At 65.5% G+C, this 18,131-nt stretch carries 17 protein-coding genes and 1 tRNA gene; 7 read left to right on the top strand and 11 right to left on the bottom strand.

The window, feature by feature from the left end; genetic code table 11:
* Positions 1 to 154 precede the first annotated feature (154 nt).
* Positions 155 to 1,651, top strand: coding sequence for a hypothetical protein (locus KZ498_RS17605; RefSeq protein ID WP_312620492.1), 1,497 nt, complete (start codon positions 155 to 157; stop codon positions 1,649 to 1,651).
* Positions 1,652 to 2,223: 572 nt separating this feature from the next.
* On the top strand, positions 2,224 to 4,335 hold the full coding sequence (locus KZ498_RS17600; protein ID WP_312620490.1) for a GH32 C-terminal domain-containing protein: 2,112 nt from the start codon (positions 2,224 to 2,226) through the stop codon (positions 4,333 to 4,335).
* 43 nt (positions 4,336 to 4,378) lie between these two features.
* Here the strand turns inward: KZ498_RS17600 and KZ498_RS17595 are convergent, their stop codons facing one another.
* A complete protein-coding gene (locus tag KZ498_RS17595; protein ID WP_312620489.1) occupies positions 4,379 to 5,716 on the bottom strand; it encodes a glycoside hydrolase family 68 protein in 1,338 nt (445 codons plus the stop codon).
* A gap of 136 nt (positions 5,717 to 5,852) precedes the next feature.
* Complete coding sequence (locus KZ498_RS17590; protein WP_312620488.1) at positions 5,853 to 6,134, bottom strand: hypothetical protein; 282 nt, start codon at positions 6,132 to 6,134, stop codon at positions 5,853 to 5,855.
* An 86-nt stretch (positions 6,135 to 6,220) separates the two neighbouring features.
* On the opposite strand from KZ498_RS17590, the gene KZ498_RS17585 reads away from it, so the two are divergent.
* Positions 6,221 to 7,267: a phytoene/squalene synthase family protein gene (locus tag KZ498_RS17585; protein ID WP_312620487.1), complete on the top strand. Its 1,047-nt coding sequence runs from the start codon at positions 6,221 to 6,223 to the stop codon at positions 7,265 to 7,267.
* 60 nt (positions 7,268 to 7,327) lie between these two features.
* Here KZ498_RS17585 and KZ498_RS17580 read toward each other — a convergent pair whose 3' ends face one another.
* Positions 7,328 to 7,771 (bottom strand): DUF6653 family protein, encoded by a 444-nt coding sequence (locus KZ498_RS17580; protein ID WP_312620485.1) that lies wholly within the window; start codon positions 7,769 to 7,771, stop codon positions 7,328 to 7,330.
* Between the two features lie 119 nt (positions 7,772 to 7,890).
* Here KZ498_RS17580 and KZ498_RS17575 point away from each other — a divergent pair, with 119 nt between their 5' ends.
* The 3 genes from KZ498_RS17575 to KZ498_RS17565 all read left to right on the top strand — a co-directional run bounded on the left by KZ498_RS17575 (position 7,891) and on the right by KZ498_RS17565 (position 9,990).
* Positions 7,891 to 9,132: a hypothetical protein gene (locus KZ498_RS17575; protein ID WP_312620484.1), complete on the top strand. Its 1,242-nt coding sequence runs from the start codon at positions 7,891 to 7,893 to the stop codon at positions 9,130 to 9,132.
* Positions 9,133 to 9,207: 75 nt separating this feature from the next.
* The gene (locus tag KZ498_RS17570) at positions 9,208 to 9,588 is read left to right on the top strand and encodes a hypothetical protein (protein WP_312620483.1); all 381 of its coding nucleotides are present in this window, start codon (positions 9,208 to 9,210) and stop codon (positions 9,586 to 9,588) included.
* Positions 9,589 to 9,642: 54 nt separating this feature from the next.
* Positions 9,643 to 9,990: a hypothetical protein gene (locus KZ498_RS17565; RefSeq protein WP_312620482.1), complete on the top strand. Its 348-nt coding sequence runs from the start codon at positions 9,643 to 9,645 to the stop codon at positions 9,988 to 9,990.
* 142 nt (positions 9,991 to 10,132) lie between these two features.
* Here the strand turns inward: KZ498_RS17565 and KZ498_RS17560 are convergent.
* Positions 10,133 to 10,207 (bottom strand) — tRNA-Val (locus KZ498_RS17560).
* A gap of 48 nt (positions 10,208 to 10,255) precedes the next feature.
* Entirely contained in the window at positions 10,256 to 10,525 is a 270-nt protein-coding gene (locus KZ498_RS17555; protein WP_312620480.1) for a hypothetical protein, read from the bottom strand.
* Positions 10,526 to 10,674: 149 nt separating this feature from the next.
* On the opposite strand from KZ498_RS17555, the gene KZ498_RS17550 reads away from it, so the two are divergent.
* On the top strand, positions 10,675 to 11,622 hold the full coding sequence (locus KZ498_RS17550; protein ID WP_312620478.1) for an MBL fold metallo-hydrolase: 948 nt from the start codon (positions 10,675 to 10,677) through the stop codon (positions 11,620 to 11,622).
* A 76-nt stretch (positions 11,623 to 11,698) separates the two neighbouring features.
* On the opposite strand, the gene KZ498_RS17545 is transcribed toward KZ498_RS17550, so the two are convergent.
* The 6 genes from KZ498_RS17545 to KZ498_RS17520 are packed head-to-tail and all read right to left on the bottom strand — an operon-like array spanning position 11,699 to position 17,807.
* Complete coding sequence (locus tag KZ498_RS17545; RefSeq protein ID WP_312620476.1) at positions 11,699 to 13,249, bottom strand: NADH-quinone oxidoreductase subunit N; 1,551 nt, start codon at positions 13,247 to 13,249, stop codon at positions 11,699 to 11,701.
* Positions 13,250 to 14,785, bottom strand: coding sequence for a NuoM family protein (locus KZ498_RS17540; RefSeq protein ID WP_312620474.1), 1,536 nt, complete (start codon positions 14,783 to 14,785; stop codon positions 13,250 to 13,252).
* A complete protein-coding gene (gene nuoL / locus KZ498_RS17535; protein ID WP_312620473.1) occupies positions 14,786 to 16,882 on the bottom strand; it encodes an NADH-quinone oxidoreductase subunit L in 2,097 nt (698 codons plus the stop codon).
* Between the two features lie 3 nt (positions 16,883 to 16,885).
* Positions 16,886 to 17,188, bottom strand: coding sequence for an NADH-quinone oxidoreductase subunit NuoK (nuoK, locus tag KZ498_RS17530; protein ID WP_004518191.1), 303 nt, complete (start codon positions 17,186 to 17,188; stop codon positions 16,886 to 16,888).
* Positions 17,185 to 17,541, bottom strand: coding sequence for a proton-conducting membrane transporter (locus tag KZ498_RS17525; protein ID WP_312620472.1), 357 nt, complete (start codon positions 17,539 to 17,541; stop codon positions 17,185 to 17,187). The genes nuoK and KZ498_RS17525 overlap by 4 nt, the downstream gene beginning before the upstream one ends.
* A complete protein-coding gene (locus KZ498_RS17520) occupies positions 17,538 to 17,807 on the bottom strand; it encodes an NADH-quinone oxidoreductase subunit J (RefSeq protein WP_008313036.1) in 270 nt (89 codons plus the stop codon). Before KZ498_RS17520 ends, KZ498_RS17525 begins: the two co-directional genes overlap by 4 nt.
* Between the last annotated feature and the right edge of the window lie 324 nt (positions 17,808 to 18,131).

The raw sequence follows: 18,131 nt of genomic DNA, 5'->3' as shown, positions 1-18,131 counted from the left end.
TGCCGGACGAGCCGCGAGACACGCTGGCCATCGACGGCCGTGGCCTCGGCCGGGGACCGACAGTATAATCCACTTATAAACTATATTAATTTATCCAACCAATATCAGAATAGATAAGTGAAACTCAAGGCCTCAGACGTATTTCAACCCGATAATGGGAAAAATTATCAACTTAGATAATTTAGAGGGGGACCCGCCCGACGTTCTCACCGGCACCGGTCCGGGCGGGCTCTTCTCGTCCGGGTATCTCCACGACGGGCCGGCACTCGCAGCCGTCGACGACGACGAGACGCCGCAGTTCGCCCTCACCAGCCGCAAGCACGGCATCGAGATCGGTGCGGGTGAGTCCGGGGAGACGGTGCGGCCGGGAAGCAACTACCGCATGATCGGCGTCGTGACGGACAGGCGACTTCTGGTACTGGTGGGCCACGACGACGGCGACACGCAGTACACCGTCCCACACGTCGACATCGACCAGGTCGCGGGCGACCGGTCGCTGGGACACGGCCGGATCACGTTCCGGCGGTGTGGCGACACGGAGTGGCGGGTCCACTGTGGCAAGCAGGGACTCGTCGACCTGACCGCGTATCTCTCGCACGCGTCGCAGGCGTGGGTCCGCGTCGAGAACATCCTGGACGAGGTCAAGCGGATGCTCGTGACGGCAACCGAACAGCGCGACCGGGGGGACCACGAGGAGGCACTGGAGACGGTGCTGGAAGCCGAGGACCGCCTCGACACGGCCGGCGAGACGGCCGCCGAGTTCGCCCCGCCAGGAGATGCGAACGCGCTCGAAGGGCGCGTCGCGACGGTGCGGGCGCGCTACATCGGGACACTCACGGAAGTCCGCCGCAGTCGCGCCAGACGGGCCGTCGACACCGGCGAGCGACACTGGCGACAGAACGAGTTCGAGGCGGCGTACGACGCCTACGACGCGGCACGGGCGGAGTACGACGAGATTTTCTCGCTCCCGACGGAGGACGTCCCCGACCTCGCCGACGTCCGCGCCGAGCGGAACCGGCTGGACGACGTCGTCGAGGACCTCGAACGGTCGCCGCTTCGCACCGCGGTCGCAGCCGACAACGAGGCTGTCGCGGCAGCGGACCCAGCTGTCGCCGCCGACCACTGGGCCGAGGCGCTCGAATCCTACCGCGAGGTCCTGGAACTCGACTGGGGCGCTGACGAGCGGCGGTTCGCCGGCGACCCAGAGAAGGTCCGGGACCGACTGGGGGCCGTCGCGGAGAACCTCGTCGCCGCCCGGCGGACGGTCGCGACGGACGCGATGGAGGCCGGGGACTGGTATGCCGACGCCAGCCAGCCCGACGCCGCCCTGGAGGAGTACGAGACGGCACGGGCGGCCTTCGAGACGGCACTGGCGGACGCCAGGGACTGCTATCCGGACGCCACCGACCACCTGGAAGCGGAACTCGACGCCGTCGAACACCGGCTCTCGCGGACGGAAGCCAGACTCGATGGCGAGCCCGTCGACGTGGACGACCGCTTCGACGAGGCCGCAACGGCGCCGGACCTGGACCTGACGGCCGCCGAGGAGCGCTCGCCGTCACCGGCCGACCCGACCGACCTCTCGGACATCGAGAACGCTATCGAGGACACCGACCCGAGAATCGACCCGACGGGACACGGCGGGTCATAGTCCGCGCCAGCGTTCTCGGCCGGCCGCCTGTCGTCGGTGACCGTCCGCGTTCTGGGGACCCTGTCCAGCACCACAGGATGGGGGTCCCAGCGGTATCATGTGACAGTATAGCATAATCCAGCCGTTTCAGGCCGTCTCTCGCCCGAGCCGACTATGGGCGGGAGAAAGTTTATACTCTTTAGTTGAATATATACAATTATAATGTACTGTACCAACTGTGGCACACGGATGTCATACAACGACCAGACGACGAAACTCACCGAGTACGTCTGCCCCAGTTGCCACGACACCGTCATCGACTGGAAGGCCCAGGCTCGCAACGCCCGCGTTCACTGACCGGTTCCAGTCCCCTTTTCACCGATACTCCCGCTTGCAGCCACTGCCCCGTCGACTGACCGCTGGGGCTCGCCGCAGTGGCATCGTCGCCGACCCGTGCTGACGGACCCGTACGCCCGCGCTGGGGCCCTGAACCCCTCGCTGGCCATCCCGACGATATAGTCTACAAGAGCGTGCATATTCGTTCAGAAACGATTGCCGAATGTTTTTATATTTCAGGAGAAGATAACGGAGCAATGGGAAATTCGCTACGCATCGGCTGTCTCTACGTCGACTCCTGTACGGACGAGCAGGCGGCGGCGTACGACTGGTGTCAGGGGGCAGTCGACGATGCCGAGCGATGCGCACTCTCGTCGGTCGAGCCGACCGAGTACGACGTCCTCTGGTGGCATCGGGACGAACTGTTCGACGAGCGGGCGCTGGCCGACGCGCCGGCGCTGGCCGCGTACGTCCGCGACGGCGGTTCACTCCTGTTGACACTGAGCGCGCTGTCCGCCGTCGAACCGCTCGGGTTCGACGAAGTCGGGCCCGACGCCGTCGGCTGGGAGGAGATTCCGGAGCCGACCGGCCACCTCTGGCAGGCGCTGTACGCCGACCATCCCATCCATACGGACTACGACACCCTTCGCGTCCACACCCGCGGCGCCGGCGTGACGATCCCCTACGCGAGATACGAGTCCATCGCGCCCCAGTCCGGGGACGTGCTCGCGAGCACGGTCCGGGGCGACACCGACGTCGTCAAACAGATGGCGATTCTCTCCTGGGAGCCCGACGACGGACAGGTGCTCGGCATCGGGTCGTCCGTGGCGTTCGCCCAGCCCACCCACGACGTCTGTCAGGGCAACCGCGAGACGCTCATCGGGAACGCACTGGAGTTTCTGGGAACTGACCAGCGCCACCCGCTGACCGGCCGCCCGAAGGACGTCGACACGTTCGGCCAGTTGCGCGAGTGGTTCGACGACGACCCGTGTCGCCCGTCCTATCACGTGACGCCGCCGGCGAACTGGCTCAACGACCCGAACGGCCTCATCCACTGGAACGGTCGCTACCACCTGTTCTACCAGTACAACCCCGCCGGGCCGTTCCACAACACGATCCACTGGGGCCACGCCGTCAGCGACGACCTCGTCCACTGGGAGGACCGCCCGGTCGCGCTGACACCCTCGCCCGACGGCCCCGACCGGGACGGCTGCTGGTCCGGCTGTGCGGTCGACAACGACGGCGTCCCGACCGTGCTGTACACTGGCGGTCGAGACAAGCGCCAGCTCCCCTGTATCGCCACGGCCGCGGACGACGACCTCACGGCCTGGGACAAGGACCCGGACAACCCTATCATCGAGGAGTTGCCGGCCGAACCGGAGGTGCTCCGGACAGAGGACTGGGAGGGGGAGTTCCGGGACCACTGTGTCTGGCGCGAGGACGGGACCTGGTACCAGCTCATCGGGGCCGGTATCGAGGGCGGCGGCGGGGCGGCGCTGCTGTACGAGTCGTCGGACCTCCGGGACTGGGTGTATCAGGGCCCGATTCTGGCCGGCGACCGCGACACCGCCGGGACCGTCTGGGAGTGTCCGGAACTGCTGGATTTCGGCGACCGACAGCTCCTGCACATCTCGAACTACGAGGACGTGGTGTACTTTCTGGGCACCTACGAGGACGGCGAGTTCGACGTCGACCGCCGCGACAAGCTCGACCACGGCGACTTCTACGCCCCCCAGTCGATGTGGACCGACGACGGCCGCATCCTGACCTGGGGGTGGCTCCCCGAGGCCCGCGACGTGAGCGGCCAGTGGGACGCCGGCTGGTCCGGCGCGATGTCGCTCCCGCGGGAACTGTCCCTGGCCGACGACGGCGGCCTCTGTCAGCGACCGGCCCCCGAACTCACCGAGCTACGGGGCGAGAACACCAGCTACGACGTGGTGCGACTCGGCTCGGGCGACACCGAGCAGTTGCCGGTCGAGAGCCGGTCGTTCGAGCTCCGTGCCACGGTTCGACTGGAGGACGCCGAGGCCGTCGAGCTGTCCGTCCTCGAATCGCCTGATGGCGAGGAGCGGACGCCCATCCGGTACTCCTACGAGAGCGAGATCGCCGTCGACCGGTCGGCGTCGAGCACCGACCCCAAGGCGACCGCCGACACCCAGTCGATGCGGGTCCGGCCGTACGACGCGCCGCTGTCCCTGCGAGTCTTCGTCGACGGGAGCGTCGTCGAGGTGTTCGCCAACGAACGGCACTGCCTGACCAGCCGCGTGTACCCGACCCGCGAGGACGCGACCGGCATCTCGCTGTCCGCCGAGGGCGGGCACGCGACGATCGCGTCGCTGGACGTCTGGGAACTGGACTCCGTCTGGTAACCAGCCACGGCCGGATTCCCGCGAAACGGCGGTTCGGTGCCCCTTACTGCGACTCGGTCCCGGTCCGGGCGTCGTAGCCCCCTGAGCCGTCGTCGTCGCTTCTGGCGCGCCGAATCAGTTCCCTGTCGGTCAGTGGGAGCGTCTCGCCGTCCAGCGGGATGTGCCAGTGCCCGAGCGTCCCGATAATGGTCGTCCGGCTCCCCTCGACATCGAGGCGGAGCGTCGGGCCGAGCGAGCCGCCGAACCGGCGCATCTGCTCGGACTCGGACAGATGGGCGATCTCGTCCAGCGTCTCGCCGTCGAAGTCGTAGTAGTTGAAGAAGCTCTGGACCAGCATCTCGTCGCCGTGGGGAAACGCCATCCACGAGTACGACTGGAACGGCGCGTTCTCGGGGTTCGTGGCGACGAGCCCGGACTCGTTCAGCGGGACGTAGTCGCCGCGGAGTTCCTCGGCGACGAAGCCATACAGCGCGTCGAAGCCGGAAAGCCCCGGCGCGAACGTGTGGAGGTGACTGGAGACGAACAGGTAGTACAGGCCGTCCCGGTACACGATGTGTGGCCGTTCGAGTTCCTGATTGACGCCCACGGCGTCAAGCAGGGGGTCCTCGAGCTCCCACGCCAGCGGGTCGCCCGTCGGCGAGCGGGCGATCCCCACGCTGCCGTTGAATTCCTGGAGCGCGGCGTCGCCACCGCAGACGTCGCTCCCCTCCGGAACCGGCGTGTTCGCCTCGAACAGGAGCCACGTCTCGCCCGTCTCGGGGTCCTCGAAGAACCACGGGTCACGGAAGGTGTATATCATCCCGCGGGACTGGTCTTCGCGCTCGTAGCGGTCGCCGTCGGGCTGGAGCAGTTCGTGGTGGGTCCACGGGCCCGAGAGTTCGAACCCGTCTGCCGTCTCGATGCTGCCGCCGCCCGCACCGACGATACGCTGGGCGTAGGTCAGGTCTTCGGCGCCGTCCTCGCCGGCCGCAGTATAGAACAGATAGACGCTGCCGTCGTCGTCGTACAGCGCCGAGCCGGCCCACTGGCGCTGGCCCAGGGCGTCCTCGAACACCGGGCCGGCGTTGTGCCAGTTTCGGCCGTCGTCGGAGTAGAAACAGCGGATGGTCGCCACGTCGTGGCGCTTGCCGGGCAGCAGGTCGGACGGCGCAGTCAGCGAGAAACAGACCCGGTAGCCGTCGACTGTCGCCAGCGTGCCGTCGCGGTTCCGGAGGAACCAGGTGTCCCAGATGTGGACCTCCGGAATCTGTTCGGTCGCGGGTGGGTAGACGATCGGGGCCACGGTGTCGTCGGTCCGCTCTATCTGACTCGCCTGCTCACGTGTCCAGCCGGCGCGGGCTCCAGTTCCGGGACGACCCTCGCCGAGCGCCTCGTTTGTCATACCCGACGTTGGGCGGACCACGGCTATAAAGCTTGTCAGGCGGGTACTACAGGTGTTGTATGAAATATATGCAATACGTCCGGTCCGGGACGGCGACGATAGGAGGCAACTGATGGTGGACGGGCTCGACAGCCCGTCAGTCGCTAGATTCTTCGCTCTGGCTGACGCCTTCGGGACCGGTGATATCGATCGGACGGACCCACTCGTACCAGATAAAGACGACGCCGGCGCCGTACCCCAGCGCCCAGACGGCACTCCCGACCCAGGGGTAGCCGAGCGTGCTGAACCCCCAGTTCGCGAGGCCCGGGATGACAACCACGAGGACCACCGTCAGCGCCAGCACCACTGCGTCCTGACTGTTCACGGTCGTGGCCTCCCCGCCGCTTGGCCGTTCATACCCCTCGTTGGGCGTGGACACTCCTGAGTCTGTCGAAACGCCGAACCGGTGCCGACACTGTAGCCGTCCCATTTTTATCATCGTATGCCCTACCCCGGATGTCGGGAATGTCTCAGAACCACACAGACCGGTCGTCTTCGGAAGACATCGAGTGGTGCTACGATGCCGTCCATCGTGTGTCGCGAACGTTTAGTCTCACGATTTCGGAACTCAACGAACCGATGGCCCGGGACATCTGTCTGGGCTATCTTCTCTGCCGTGTGGCTGACACGATTGAGGACGCCGGTCACCTCCCTCCGGCGGTCCAGACCGAACTCCTGCGGACGTACAGCCGCTCGCTCGAACCGTCTAGCGGGACGACCGTCTCGTCGTTTCACGACGCCGTCGAGGAGTGGATTCCTGCGACGACGAACGCGGACTGGGAAGTCGTCGAGAACGCGGACCGTATCGTCGACGTGTTTCACACCCTCGACGACCACTCCACACAGACGATTCGCGGTCCGGTCCGGGAACTCGTCGACGGGATGGCGATGTTCGTCGACCGCTACGCCGACGCCGGCGGCCTGCGAATCAAGACCCTCGACGAACTCGAGGAGTACTGCTGGTACGCCGCCGGGACCGTCGGCACGCTGGTGACCGGGCTGGTCTCTCACGAGGCCACCGCCGAGCAGGTGGCCCGGATGGAGGAAAACGCCCGCTCCTTTGCCCTCCTGCTTCAGCTCGTCAACGTCGCCAAGGACGCTGCGACAGACATGGAAGAGGAGAACAACGTCTACCTCCCGCTGGAACTGCTCCACGAGCAGGGGCTCGACCACAGCGACGTGAGCGACACCGACAACGTCGAGTCGCTCGTGCCCGTCATCGAGCAGGTCACCGAACGGGCCGAGAGCTACCTCGACGACGCGCAGGCGTGGCTCGAAGCCATGCCGGAGACCCGCGGTAACACGCTCTCCGCCTGGGCGATTCCGTTCCTCCTTGCGGTCGGGACGATCCGTGAACTCCGGGAACGGCCCGCCGACGTCATCGAGCAGGGCAACGTCAAGATATCCCGCGAGGAGGTCCACTCCGTGACACAGCAGTTCGTCGGCGATGGGGACCCATCGATAGGGGAGCTACGGGCCAAAATCCGCCGGCAGCCGCTCCACCAGTACTGACGACCGACAGAGACATTCCCTTTCGCGACCGGCCGTTCCTGTCGCGTACGCGCCCGCTGGTCACTCCGTGCCGCGTGTGTCGTATCGCTGTACAATCTCATAGAGCCACCAGAGCTTCAGCCCGCTCATCGCAACGGTTGCGACTGCCGCGCTGACCGGCCGTCGGCGCCAGGCAGCGTACAGCGCAACGGCCGAGGCCAGCGCGCCGCCGGTGTTACAGACGTTCGGGTAGTCGAGCCCCATCGTTCCGTTGTCCTGCTCTCTGAGCCACCACAGCTCTGCCAGCACGGCCCGGGTCATCCAGGCGTCCTCGGTCTCCGGCGGCGCGAACAGGACCGGATTGATAGCTGTCCATAGCAGCGCCGCGGCCAAGAGTCGCCAGCGACGCTGATACACCGCGTACACGATGACAGCGCCGGTCGGGACCCGCGACCAGCCGCTCCTGGGATTCGAATGCCGGGCCCAGAACCAGTCCTGTACGCTGTCCGGTAGCGGTGCTGTCATGTGTTCCGCTTAGCCGTGTTGAATCATAACACTGCTGCCGGGCGGTGTGGGCTCCGAAGTCCGACGCGCTGGTTCTCCGGGGGCAGAACACTCATGTCCGCCCTGTGTGAACGCCGTCTATGGCCACAGCGGCGTCGGGGCTCTCGGAGCCACAGGTACTCGCCCGGACGAAAGACCGGCTGTTCGCGGAACGTGAGGACGCCTACGTCGTCGCGGATACGCAGTTCGCACAGCGGCGCTGGCTGGACGAGACGCCCATCGAGGCGTCCGTACAGGCGACGCTCGCGCCGTTCAACCACGTTCAGGTCGGGACGGGCTATCCCGACCTCGTCGGCGTACAGGCGCTCTCGGCGGACCTGCTGTCCGTCGACCGGCTCGGCGACCGGCCGCCGCTGATTGCCGTCGAGGCGAAGGGCTACACCGGCGACGGCGGGGTCGACGCCGAGCGCGGAGTCGTCCAGGCCCACGACCGCCTCAACGAAGCCAACGTCGCCTTCCTGACAGCTCCCCGGAGCGGCATCTCCACCGCCGCGCGGACGATGGCCCGCGAGCTAAACGTCGGCGTGCTGGGCGTCGAACCCGACGGCTCGGTCGCGGTCCTCGAACGGCCCCGCGTAGTCGGCCACGGGTCGATGGACGCCGCGTCGGCTATCCGGTTCCAGGCGGGCGCCCAGGGCGTCGCCGACCAGAACTTCGGGCTCAACCATCCGAAGAACTACGTCGCGGTGCCGCTTTCCGTCCACCACGACGGCGACGCACGGAACCTGCTGGCGACGCATGTCGTCGGCGCCGTCGACGGCGCCATCGCCGGCGCGGCGTTCCTGAACCTGGTCGATACCGGCCAGGGCTCGCTCACGCTAACACCGCTTGGCCGCGAGGTCGTCCGCTTCGCGCTCCGGACGGTCGGCGACGTCGATGCCGCCCTCCGACGGTTCGAGGACTGGCAACGCTCCCGCAAGCGGTTCATCGACGTCGCGCCACAGTGGGGCCAGCTCGTCCGCCGCGTCGTCGCCGACTATCCGGCGACGGAGCTCCTCGTCGACGGCCTCTACGCCTGCCATCGGGACGGCTACGACTTACCGTCGCTCGTCGAGTTCGTCGAGTACCTCCACGCGCTCCACCCAGAGTTCACCGTCGAACTGTTCCTCCGTGGCGACGAGGCCGTTCGCCAGCGGGTGCTGACCGGCGACGGCGCACTCCGCCGCTCGGAACTCACCGACGGGAGCGTCTACCACTCTCCCACCGTGTTCCAGTTGAAGGCGATATACTACCACGCCGGGGTCGTCACCGACCGCGGTGCGGAACCCTCGAATCTCGACCCCGAGACGGACGAGTGGGCGCTGTGTGACCCACTCGTGTAGCGAGGCCTGTAACGCGGTGTGCGTCGTGCTACCCACACATAATGCTGAAACGTGGGTAGCCCCTACGTCAGCGTGATGTCTCGGACCCTGGAGCTTCCCAACGGCGACGTCGTCTCGCCGGACGACGTGTTCTGCTACAACGATTACCCCTACCGACTCGTCTGGCTCGAGGGCGACACCCACGAGTTCGCGCTCTCCCCGCTGTACTGGGGCGACAGCGGCATGGACATCCCGTTCCGCGACCGGGAGGCGCTCGTCGACCAGTGGGAGGTCGACTCGGAAGGTCAGATGACCGCCGAGGAGTGGGCGGACTGGCTCGACGACGCGACGACGGACCCCCGGTTTAGCGACGACGAGGTCACGTCACTCGCGGCCGAACTGCCGACGGAGTGGGACCCCGAAGAAGGGGCTTCGGACTCCAGTGGTGGCGGCATTCGGGACCGCCTCGGACTGTAAGCGCCGTCGCCGGATTTTGAAAGGTACTAATCCGTTCGTCCTGCAACCCCATGCATGGAACCGATCTGGCTCGCTGCGGGCGGGGCTGCCCTCGCCGTGGGCCTCGCGCTGGCGTTCGCGATTACCCGCCGCTCGTCGAGTAATGCGTCGAAACGCGCCCACGAGGCCGCACAGGAGCGCGACCCACCGGTCGAACTCGGTGCGACCTACGAGTTCGGCATCACCGAATTTACCGACCACCACTCCGGCGACCGCATCGCCGTCGGGAAAGTCGAGGGGTTCGTCCTGTTCACCGAGGACGTGCCGTCGTCGGTGTCGGCCGGCGACGTGATCCGGGCGAAGGTGCTGTCGTTCAACAGAGACCACACCTCCGCCGACGCCCGGTTCGTCGAACGCGCGTGAACGAGGCGAGAACAGTTGTCACAGGCGGACTTATCACTCGTTCCAGTCGCTCTCTCCCGCGTAACATACACCACTGCAGGAGCTATTGTGTAGATGCCCGAAACAGAACCCCGCCCTCCTTCAGCAGCGTACAGCGAGCGGATGGGTTGGGGCGGATTCGAACCGCCGACTTCCTCCGTGTGAAGGAGGTATCATAACCGGACTAGATCACCAACCCGATGCACTCGAGTCTATTCGAGCGCATCCCTTAAGAATTGCTTTCCGACTACGCTTCCGTCTCTTCTTTGCCGCGATACTCGCTGATTTTCTCGCGAGCGTCGGCGATCGCTTCCTCGGCTTCGCCCTCGGCTTTCTCCTGTAGGTCCTTCAGATCAGCCCTGACGGCCTCCAGCCGGCTGGGTTCGGGCTCTGCTTCCTTTCCGGTGAGTTCGCGGAACCGGCCCTCGACCGGTTCGAGTTCCTCTTTGACGCCTTTGGTTGCCGTCTCGCCGGCGCGTTTCAGGTAGTACCGTGCGTCTTCGAAGTGCTTGTTCATATCTGACCTTACGCGAAGGACGAATATATCTCTTGTGCCCGAAAGAGAATAAAAAAGCCAGCACTAATCCAGGGACGGAAAGCGTCCACAGCAGTAAACGTGCTCCGCGGGTACGAACTGTTTTGCGCCACCACCTGCAACGGGAAGACATGTTCACACGGGTGTCGATTCCGACGCCGTTCCAGATCGGGGCAGTCAACGCCTACATCGCGAGACGGACCATCGTCGACCCAGGGCCAGACAGCGAAGAGGCGTGGTCGCGCCTGGTCGAGATGCTCGAGGCCCGAGAGCTCTCGCCGGCGGACATCGAGCAGGTGCTGGTCACGCACCCGCATCCGGACCACTTCGGATTGGCGAACCGGTTCGCCGAGCGGGGTGCGCGCGTCCTCGCCAGCGAGCCGGCAGCGGACATAATGCGCGATTTCGCGGCGCAGTTGCACAGCGAGCAGTCGTATTTCTCGGATTTCTTCGAACGCTGCGGGGTCTCACGCGAGACTGCCGAGACGGTCACACAGCTACCGGAAGCGTTCCTGCCCTACGCCCAGAGCGTCGATACTGACCGCGCCCTGGGAGCCGGTGACACCGTCACCGTCGACGACAGCGAGCTCACTGTCGACACCGTGCAGGGCCACTCCGCCGGCGAAATAATATTCTCGTACGACCATCAGGGCCGCCGTGAAGCGGTCGTCGGCGACAACGTCTTGGGCGATATCACGCCCAATCCGTTCCTCCAGATACCCGACGAGAGCGGGGCGCGCCCGCGAGTGTTGCCGGCGTTCAACGACTCGCTCCGGTGGCTCCGCGAGCAGGGCCACGACCGCTTTCTCACTGGCCACCGCGAGCCGGTCGAATCACCGCGGGAGCGCATTGACGACATCCTGGCGGAACACGACCAGCGCACCGCGGAAGTCGCCGACATCGTCTCCGGCGGGGCAACGACCCCAAGCGACGTGATGACGGCGCTGTTCGGTGATTTGCCGGCCACGGAGTACTTCGCCGGCATGAGCGAGGCCGTCGGCCACCTGGACGTACTCGAGGTCACCGGCCGTGTCGAGAAACGCGAGAGCGGCGGCGTGTTCGTCTACGAGTCGGCGTAGTCTCCTTCCGGCGTAACCTCGCTTCGGCTGTGACCGAGTGGGAGAGACGGAAAACAGCAGGCGCGTCAGTCCACTATTACAGCAACTGCGCGGCCTGGAACGCGATCTCGGAGACGCGGTTGAAGCCGGGCACGAGCAGCACCGTCACGATGGCCGCTCCCACCACGGCAGTGTACAGCCCCATCGGGTACGACTCGATGGTCCGACTGCCGTCCGAGTCTTCGATCCACATCGCCTTGACGACGCGGGAGTAGTAGAACAGGCTGAGTGCGCTGTTGATGATGAGCGCGGCGGCCAGCGACCACGCCCCGACGTTGAGCGTCGCCGAGAACAGGTAGAACTTCGAGAAGAACCCGCCGCCGATCGGCAGGCCAGCGAGGCTGAACAGGAACACCGTCATCGCCGCGCAGGCGACCGGCGCTTCCTTGCCGAGGCCGTTGTAGTCCTCGAAGCGGCGACCGACGCCCCAGTACTCGGCCAGCGCGATGAACAGGAACGCGCCCGTGTTCATGAAGCCATAGACGAGCAGGTGGGACATACCGGCGCTCAGGCTGAGGCTCAGCCCCTCGCCGGAACTGGACACGGCGGCGAGGCCGATGAGGACGTAGCCGGCGTGGCCGACGCTCGAATACGCCAGCATCCGTTTGACCGTCTCCTGGGTCGCGGCGGCGAAGTTCCCGATGAACATCGTCGCGATGGCGAGGATCTGGAACGCCATCACCCAGTTGATCGCACCGCCGGCGGCGAGCAGGTCACCGATCGGGAAGGCAACGGCGAAGACGCGGAACGCCAGTACGAAGCCGGCGGCCTTCGACGCCGAGGAGAGGAACGCCGAGATGGGTGCCGGTGCGCCCTCGTACGCCTCGGGTGCCCAGAAGTGGAACGGCACGGAGGCCGTCTTGAACGCGACGCCGCCGATGATCATCAGGATACCGACGCCGAGGATAGCCATCGGGACGGCCGGGTCGCCGGGCTGGGCCTGTACCGACCCGCCGACGATGGTCTGGACCGTGCCACTGGAGATGGCCGTCGCGACGCCGTCGAACCGGAGGACGCCCGTCGCGGCGTACACCAGCGAGATGCCGTAGGCAAGCACCGCCGAGGACACCGCGCCGATGAGGAAGTATTTGAGTCCGGCCTCGACGCTTCCCTTGTTGTGCTTGAGGAAGGCGACGAGCGCGTAGGACGGCAGCGACACCAGTTCGAGGGCGATAAACGCCGTCGCCAGGCTGTTGGCCGCGCTCAGGAGACTCATCCCGGTCGCGGACAAAAGCACCAGCGAGAAGAACTCGGCCTGGTAGTTGTGGCCGGCGATGTAGTCGTAGCTCGCAAGCACGACCAGGGTCGTCACGCTGCCGACGATGGCCATGAAGAACAGGGCCATCTGGTCGACGACGAGCTGGTTGTTGAACAGCGCGACGCCAGTGTTATCGGCTATCCCGGTGCCGGCGGTGATAAACCAGCCGGCGAACCCGAACGAGAACAGGGAGCCAAGCACCGAGATGCCGGCCAGCAGCCCCGTGTTCGTCGAGTCCGGGTCAATCGAGTCCGCCAGCAGCAACACCAGGGAGGCGAGGCCCAGCGAGAGCGCCGGGGCCAGCGCCATCCAGTCGGGAAGCGCGACCATCTATGCACCACCTCCGATCTCGAGAACCGGTGATATCGAGTCCTGTATCATAGCAAAGGAGAGGTCTGGCGCGACACCGAGTGCGATGACCAGCAGGAGCAACACGGCCAGCGGCGCGACGTCGTGGAACGCGGCCGGGCTGACCTCGTAGTCGGTCTCCAGGCTGAAGGCACCGAACAGCGTCCGCTGCATGGCCCACAGCAGGTAGCCGGCGACGATGACGATGCCGAACATCGCCAGCGAGGTCAACACCGGGGCGGCCCCGCCCAGCGTCGGCGCGTTGAACGAGCCCTGGAAGATGAAGTACTCCCCGGCGAAGCCGGCCATCAGCGGCAGGCCCATGTAGCCGAAGGCGGCGGCGACGAAGATGCCGACCGTCCATGGCATGCGGTCCGCGAGGCCGGACATGTCGCCGACCATGCGCGTGTGGGTCGTGTTGTAGATGACGCCGACGCACATGAACATCAGCCCCGAGATGAGGCCGTGAGCGATCATCTGGAAGGTCGCCCCGCCCATGCCGTAGGGCGTGAACGCGACCAGCCCCAGGATGACATAGCCCATCGAGGAAATCGAGGAGTAGGCGACGATGCGTTTGAGGTCCCGCTGTGCGAGCGCGAGCATCGCGCCGTAGATGACGCTGACGACGCCGATGATGGCCAGCGGCACCGCGAGCTGGCGCGCCGTGTCAGCGAGCATCGTGAAGTTGAACCGCAACAGTGCGTAGGTCCCCATCTTCAGGAGGACGCCGGCCAGCATGACCGACACCGGCGTCGGGGCCTCAACGTGTGCGTCGGGCAGCCACGTGTGCAGCGGGAAGACGGGCACCTTCACCGCGAACCCGAAGAACATCAGGATGAAGGAGATGGTCATCAGGTTGACGCCGGCGATGGTCGGCAGGCCGCTTGCGGTGCGGAACGCCTCGGCCATCGCGGGCAGTGACAGCGACGTGAGGTCCGTGCTGAACACGAGCGCGAACAGTCCCGCGAACATGACCAGCGATGCCACGTTCGTGTAGATGAAGAACTTGATGGCGGCGTACTTCCGGCGTGGGCCACCCCAGACGCCGATGAGCAGGTACATCGGGATGAGGACGCCCTCCCAGAAGACGAACCAGAGGAAGAAATCGAGCGCGGAGAACACGCCGATGAGGCTCACTTCCATGAACAGCATCAGCCCGTAGAACTGGGACTGGCGCTCGTCGATGGGCGTCCACGCGGAGACGATGGCGAGCGTCGTCAGCACCGTCGTCAACGCGAGCAGCGGCATGCTGATGCCGTCGAGGCCGACGTAGTACGACACCTCGAGTTCGCCAAGCGAGATCCAGGGTATCTGCTGGCCGAACGCGATATCGGCGGGCGACAGCAGCGCGTTGCCCGTGCCGCCGTACTGCGTGAGGTACACCCAGTACATGTAGAGGCTGCCAAGCGCCGGAACCGCACTGACGGCCGCGGCGAGCTTTCCAGCGTACCGGTCAGGCGAGAGGAACACGAGGCCGGTTCCCAGCAGGGTCACGAGCAGGAGCGCAGCGACCCACATCTAGAACCACCCTCCCATGATGCCGAAGGCAGCAAGCAAGAGCACGAGCCCGAGCGTCAGCAGCGTCGCGTAGTTGCTGACGACGCCGGACTGGATGCGTCGGATGCGGCTGCCGCCGAACAGGCTCACGCTGGAGATGCCGTTGACGACACCGTCGACGACACCCTGGTCGAACTTGTTCATCACACGGGCGAGCGGGTAGGTGACACCCGTCGCGAGCCACACCTGATATTCGTCCTGGTAGTAGTTGTGCATGAGTAGCGTCTTCAGACCGCCAAGCTTGTCGGTATGCTCGACAGGGTCGGCACCGCTGTAGAGGCTCCGCGCGACGAGCACGCCGGCGAGTGCCAGCCCGAGCGAGACAGCCGCCGAAACCAGCAGCGTACCGATTTCACCGCCCAGCGGATAGGCTGGGTCGACCTGCGGGACCTCGTGCAGCAGTTCCTCGTAGTGGTGCAGGTCAGTCGAGAGGAGCGCGGGCCAGCCGCCCTCCTCCGGCCCGGTCAGCCACTTGTGGAGATAGTCGATCGGCGCACCGGTGAGCTTCGCGACCGGGGCCATGTTGATGAGCCCGATCGTCGTGGCAAGGACGCCAAGCACCGCCAGCGGCCCTTTGACGTTCCAGCGGACGGGCTCGGGGTCACGCGCAACGTCGCTCCGCGCGTCGCCGTGGAAGGTCAGGTACACCATCCGGAAGGTGTAGAAGCCGGTGAAGAACACGGCCAGCAGTCCCATGGCGTACGCCGCGAGATAGGCCGTCCCGAGACCGCCCTCGGTGCCGAAGCCGTGGATGAGTGCCTCGTACAGCACCTCGTCTTTGGACCAGAAGCCGGCGAACGGAACGATGCCGGCCAGAGCGAGCGAGCCGGCGAGGAACGTCCAGTAGGTCACCGGCATCCGGTCTTTCAGGCCGCCCATGTCCCACATGTTCTCGTTGTGGTGCATGGCGATGATGACCGACCCCGCACCGAGGAACAGGAGCGCCTTGAACACGGCGTGGGTCGTCAGGTGGAAGACGGCGGCGATGTAGCCACCCGACCCCAGCGCGAGCATCATGTACCCGTACTGGGAGATGGTGGAGTACGCGAGCACCTGCTTGATTTCCTGTTTGACCAGGCCCATGGTCGCCGCGAACAGCGCGGTGAAGCCACCCACGAGCGTGATGACGGCGAGTGCCGTCGGCGAGATGGCGTAGAAACCGTACATGCGCGCGACGAGGTACACACCGGCTGCGACCATCGTCGCCGCGTGAATCAGGGCCGAAACCGGCGTCGGGCCTTCCATCGCGTCGGGTAGCCACGTGTGCAGCGGGAACTGCGCGGACTTCCCGATGACGCCGCCCAGCACGAGGAGACCGAGCACGGTGAACCAGGCCTGGGGCCCCATTCCGACCGTCTCCAGCATCGCGATGCCCGCCGTTTCGCCGTCGATGACGGCGTGTTCGGCCAGCATCGGGAAGCTCTCGGCGACCACTTCGCCGCCCTGCGTAATCGGGGCGAAGAGGCCGGTCCCGAAGGTGGCGAAGATGCCGACGACGCCGATGAGGAAGAAGTAGTCACCGAAGCGGGTGACCAGGAACGCCTTTTTGGCGGCGCTCGGCGGGCCGTCGTCGCGGAACCAGAAGCCGATGAGCAGGTACGAACACAGGCCCACCAGCTCGAAGAACATGAACGCCATCAGGAGGTTGTTGGCGACGACGAACCCGAGCATGCTCGCCGTGAACAGGCCGAGTCCGGCGTAATAGCGCGGCAGTCCGGTCTCGTCCTCGTCGTTCATGTAGCCAAGCGAGAAGATGTGGACGAGGAAGGATATGAGACAGACGATAAGCAGCATGAGCGCCGACAGCGGGTCGAGCAGTAGCCCGAAGTTTAGCTGAAGTGTCTCGACGCTTGCGGTCCACGTGTACAGTATCTCGTTGTGGACCGCCCCGCCGGCCACCGTCAGCGCGACCCAGATCGACAGCAGGAGCGATCCGCCCGTCGCGGTGATTCCAGCGAGCGCGCCGCCTTTCGGCATGCGGTCGCCGGCGAACAGCGCGACGAGGAACGATACGAACGGCAGCAGGACAATCGCCGGAGCGTATGTGAATGCAGCCATCTGTTACCACCTCATCGTCGTCGCCTTCGTCACGTCCACGTCTGTGAAGTTGCGGTACAGGACCAGGATGATACCGATTCCGATGGCGACCTCCGCGGCGGCGAGTGCCATCGTGAACAGGCTGAACACCTGGCCAGTGAGGTTCCCGTGTTGCAGCGAGAACGCGACGAGGTTGATGTTCGCAGCGTTCAGCATCAGCTCCACGGACATCAGGAAGATGAGCGCGTTCCGTCGAGTGAGGATGCCGAACAGGCCGATACAGAATATGGCCGCCGACAGGAGGAGGTACGTCTCGGCCGGAATCACGAGTCGTCACCTCCGTGGTGGGTGCCACCGTCGGCGATTGCTGTTTCCTCCTCGTCGTCGCGTTTCGCCAGCATCAACGCGCCGTCGAGGGCCGCGTCGAGGGCGACGGCGATGAGGATGAACGCCACGAGGAACCCTTCGGCGGGAACGGCCGCGTCGCCGACAAGCAGGCTCGGCTCGATGTCGAACAGAGCTGCCCCGAGGCTCTTTGTTATCGACGCGCCCTCGCCGAACCCGGCCGGCGCCGGAAACGAGACGCCCATGAACACCGCGCCGAAGACGACGAACAGGGCGATTGCGGCCAGTCCAGCGACGAAACTCCCCTCCGTCTGTAGTTCGGGCTTTGTGGTCATGGTGTCACCTCGATCACCGACTCGTCCTCGCGGGTCAGCATCACCGCGAAGGTGATGAGGATGAGGACGCCGCCGACATACACCAGGATCTGCATCGTTGCGACGAACGCCGCCTGGTTCATGACGTAGAACACTGCGACGCTGATGAGTGACACGCCCAGTAACAGCGCCGAGTGCCAGACGTCCCGGACTAACACGACGCCCGCAGCGCTGCCCACCGTTACCATAGCGAACAGCGCGAACGCAATTGACTCTGCCAGTGCCATCTTACTTGGAGACTCTTTCCGGCGTCCCTTTGAAGATTCCTCTTTCGTCTCGCCAGTAGAGCCACTGTTTGCCCGTATGACCCCCCAGATTGTGGGCACTCCCGTCCTGCTGGCGGAAATATGTCACCGGACAGAGTTGTTCCGGTGTCGGATACTGTCACACCACTCGCGAATCGCCAGTGAAAACTCGGCCCCGCTGGGCGAACAGACACGGTTCTGGAGAAGTCAATGACGGCAAGCAAATTACAGGAGGAACGCTCGAAGCGAGACGGAGAGGAGAACTGCGGAGCAGTCGCGAAACAGAGCGACTGATAATCCACTTCG

Source organism: Haloarcula sp. 1CSR25-25, assembly GCF_032027985.1.
Classification (GTDB): Archaea; Halobacteriota; Halobacteria; order Halobacteriales; family Haloarculaceae; genus Haloarcula.
This window is presented reverse-complemented; position numbering and strand designations above follow the sequence as displayed.

Excerpts from the sequence above, each read along its gene's own strand:
- KZ498_RS17605 (WP_312620492.1), top strand. The coding sequence starts at position 155 with ATGGGAAAAATTATCAACTTAGATAATTTAGAGGGGGACCCGCCCGAC.
- KZ498_RS17600 (WP_312620490.1), top strand. The coding sequence starts at position 2,224 with ATGGGAAATTCGCTACGCATCGGCTGTCTCTACGTCGACTCCTGTACG.
- KZ498_RS17595 (WP_312620489.1), bottom strand. The coding sequence starts at position 5,716 with ATGACAAACGAGGCGCTCGGCGAGGGTCGTCCCGGAACTGGAGCCCGC.
- KZ498_RS17585 (WP_312620487.1), top strand. The coding sequence starts at position 6,221 with ATGTCTCAGAACCACACAGACCGGTCGTCTTCGGAAGACATCGAGTGG.
- KZ498_RS17580 (WP_312620485.1), bottom strand. The coding sequence starts at position 7,771 with ATGACAGCACCGCTACCGGACAGCGTACAGGACTGGTTCTGGGCCCGG.
- KZ498_RS17575 (WP_312620484.1), top strand. The coding sequence starts at position 7,891 with ATGGCCACAGCGGCGTCGGGGCTCTCGGAGCCACAGGTACTCGCCCGG.
- KZ498_RS17570 (WP_312620483.1), top strand. The coding sequence starts at position 9,208 with ATGTCTCGGACCCTGGAGCTTCCCAACGGCGACGTCGTCTCGCCGGAC.
- KZ498_RS17565 (WP_312620482.1), top strand. The coding sequence starts at position 9,643 with ATGGAACCGATCTGGCTCGCTGCGGGCGGGGCTGCCCTCGCCGTGGGC.
- KZ498_RS17555 (WP_312620480.1), bottom strand. The coding sequence starts at position 10,525 with ATGAACAAGCACTTCGAAGACGCACGGTACTACCTGAAACGCGCCGGC.
- KZ498_RS17550 (WP_312620478.1), top strand. The coding sequence starts at position 10,675 with ATGTTCACACGGGTGTCGATTCCGACGCCGTTCCAGATCGGGGCAGTC.
- KZ498_RS17545 (WP_312620476.1), bottom strand. The coding sequence starts at position 13,249 with ATGGTCGCGCTTCCCGACTGGATGGCGCTGGCCCCGGCGCTCTCGCTG.
- KZ498_RS17540 (WP_312620474.1), bottom strand. The coding sequence starts at position 14,785 with ATGTGGGTCGCTGCGCTCCTGCTCGTGACCCTGCTGGGAACCGGCCTC.
- nuoL (WP_312620473.1), bottom strand. The coding sequence starts at position 16,882 with ATGGCTGCATTCACATACGCTCCGGCGATTGTCCTGCTGCCGTTCGTA.
- KZ498_RS17525 (WP_312620472.1), bottom strand. The coding sequence starts at position 17,541 with ATGACCACAAAGCCCGAACTACAGACGGAGGGGAGTTTCGTCGCTGGA.
- KZ498_RS17520 (WP_008313036.1), bottom strand. The coding sequence starts at position 17,807 with ATGGCACTGGCAGAGTCAATTGCGTTCGCGCTGTTCGCTATGGTAACG.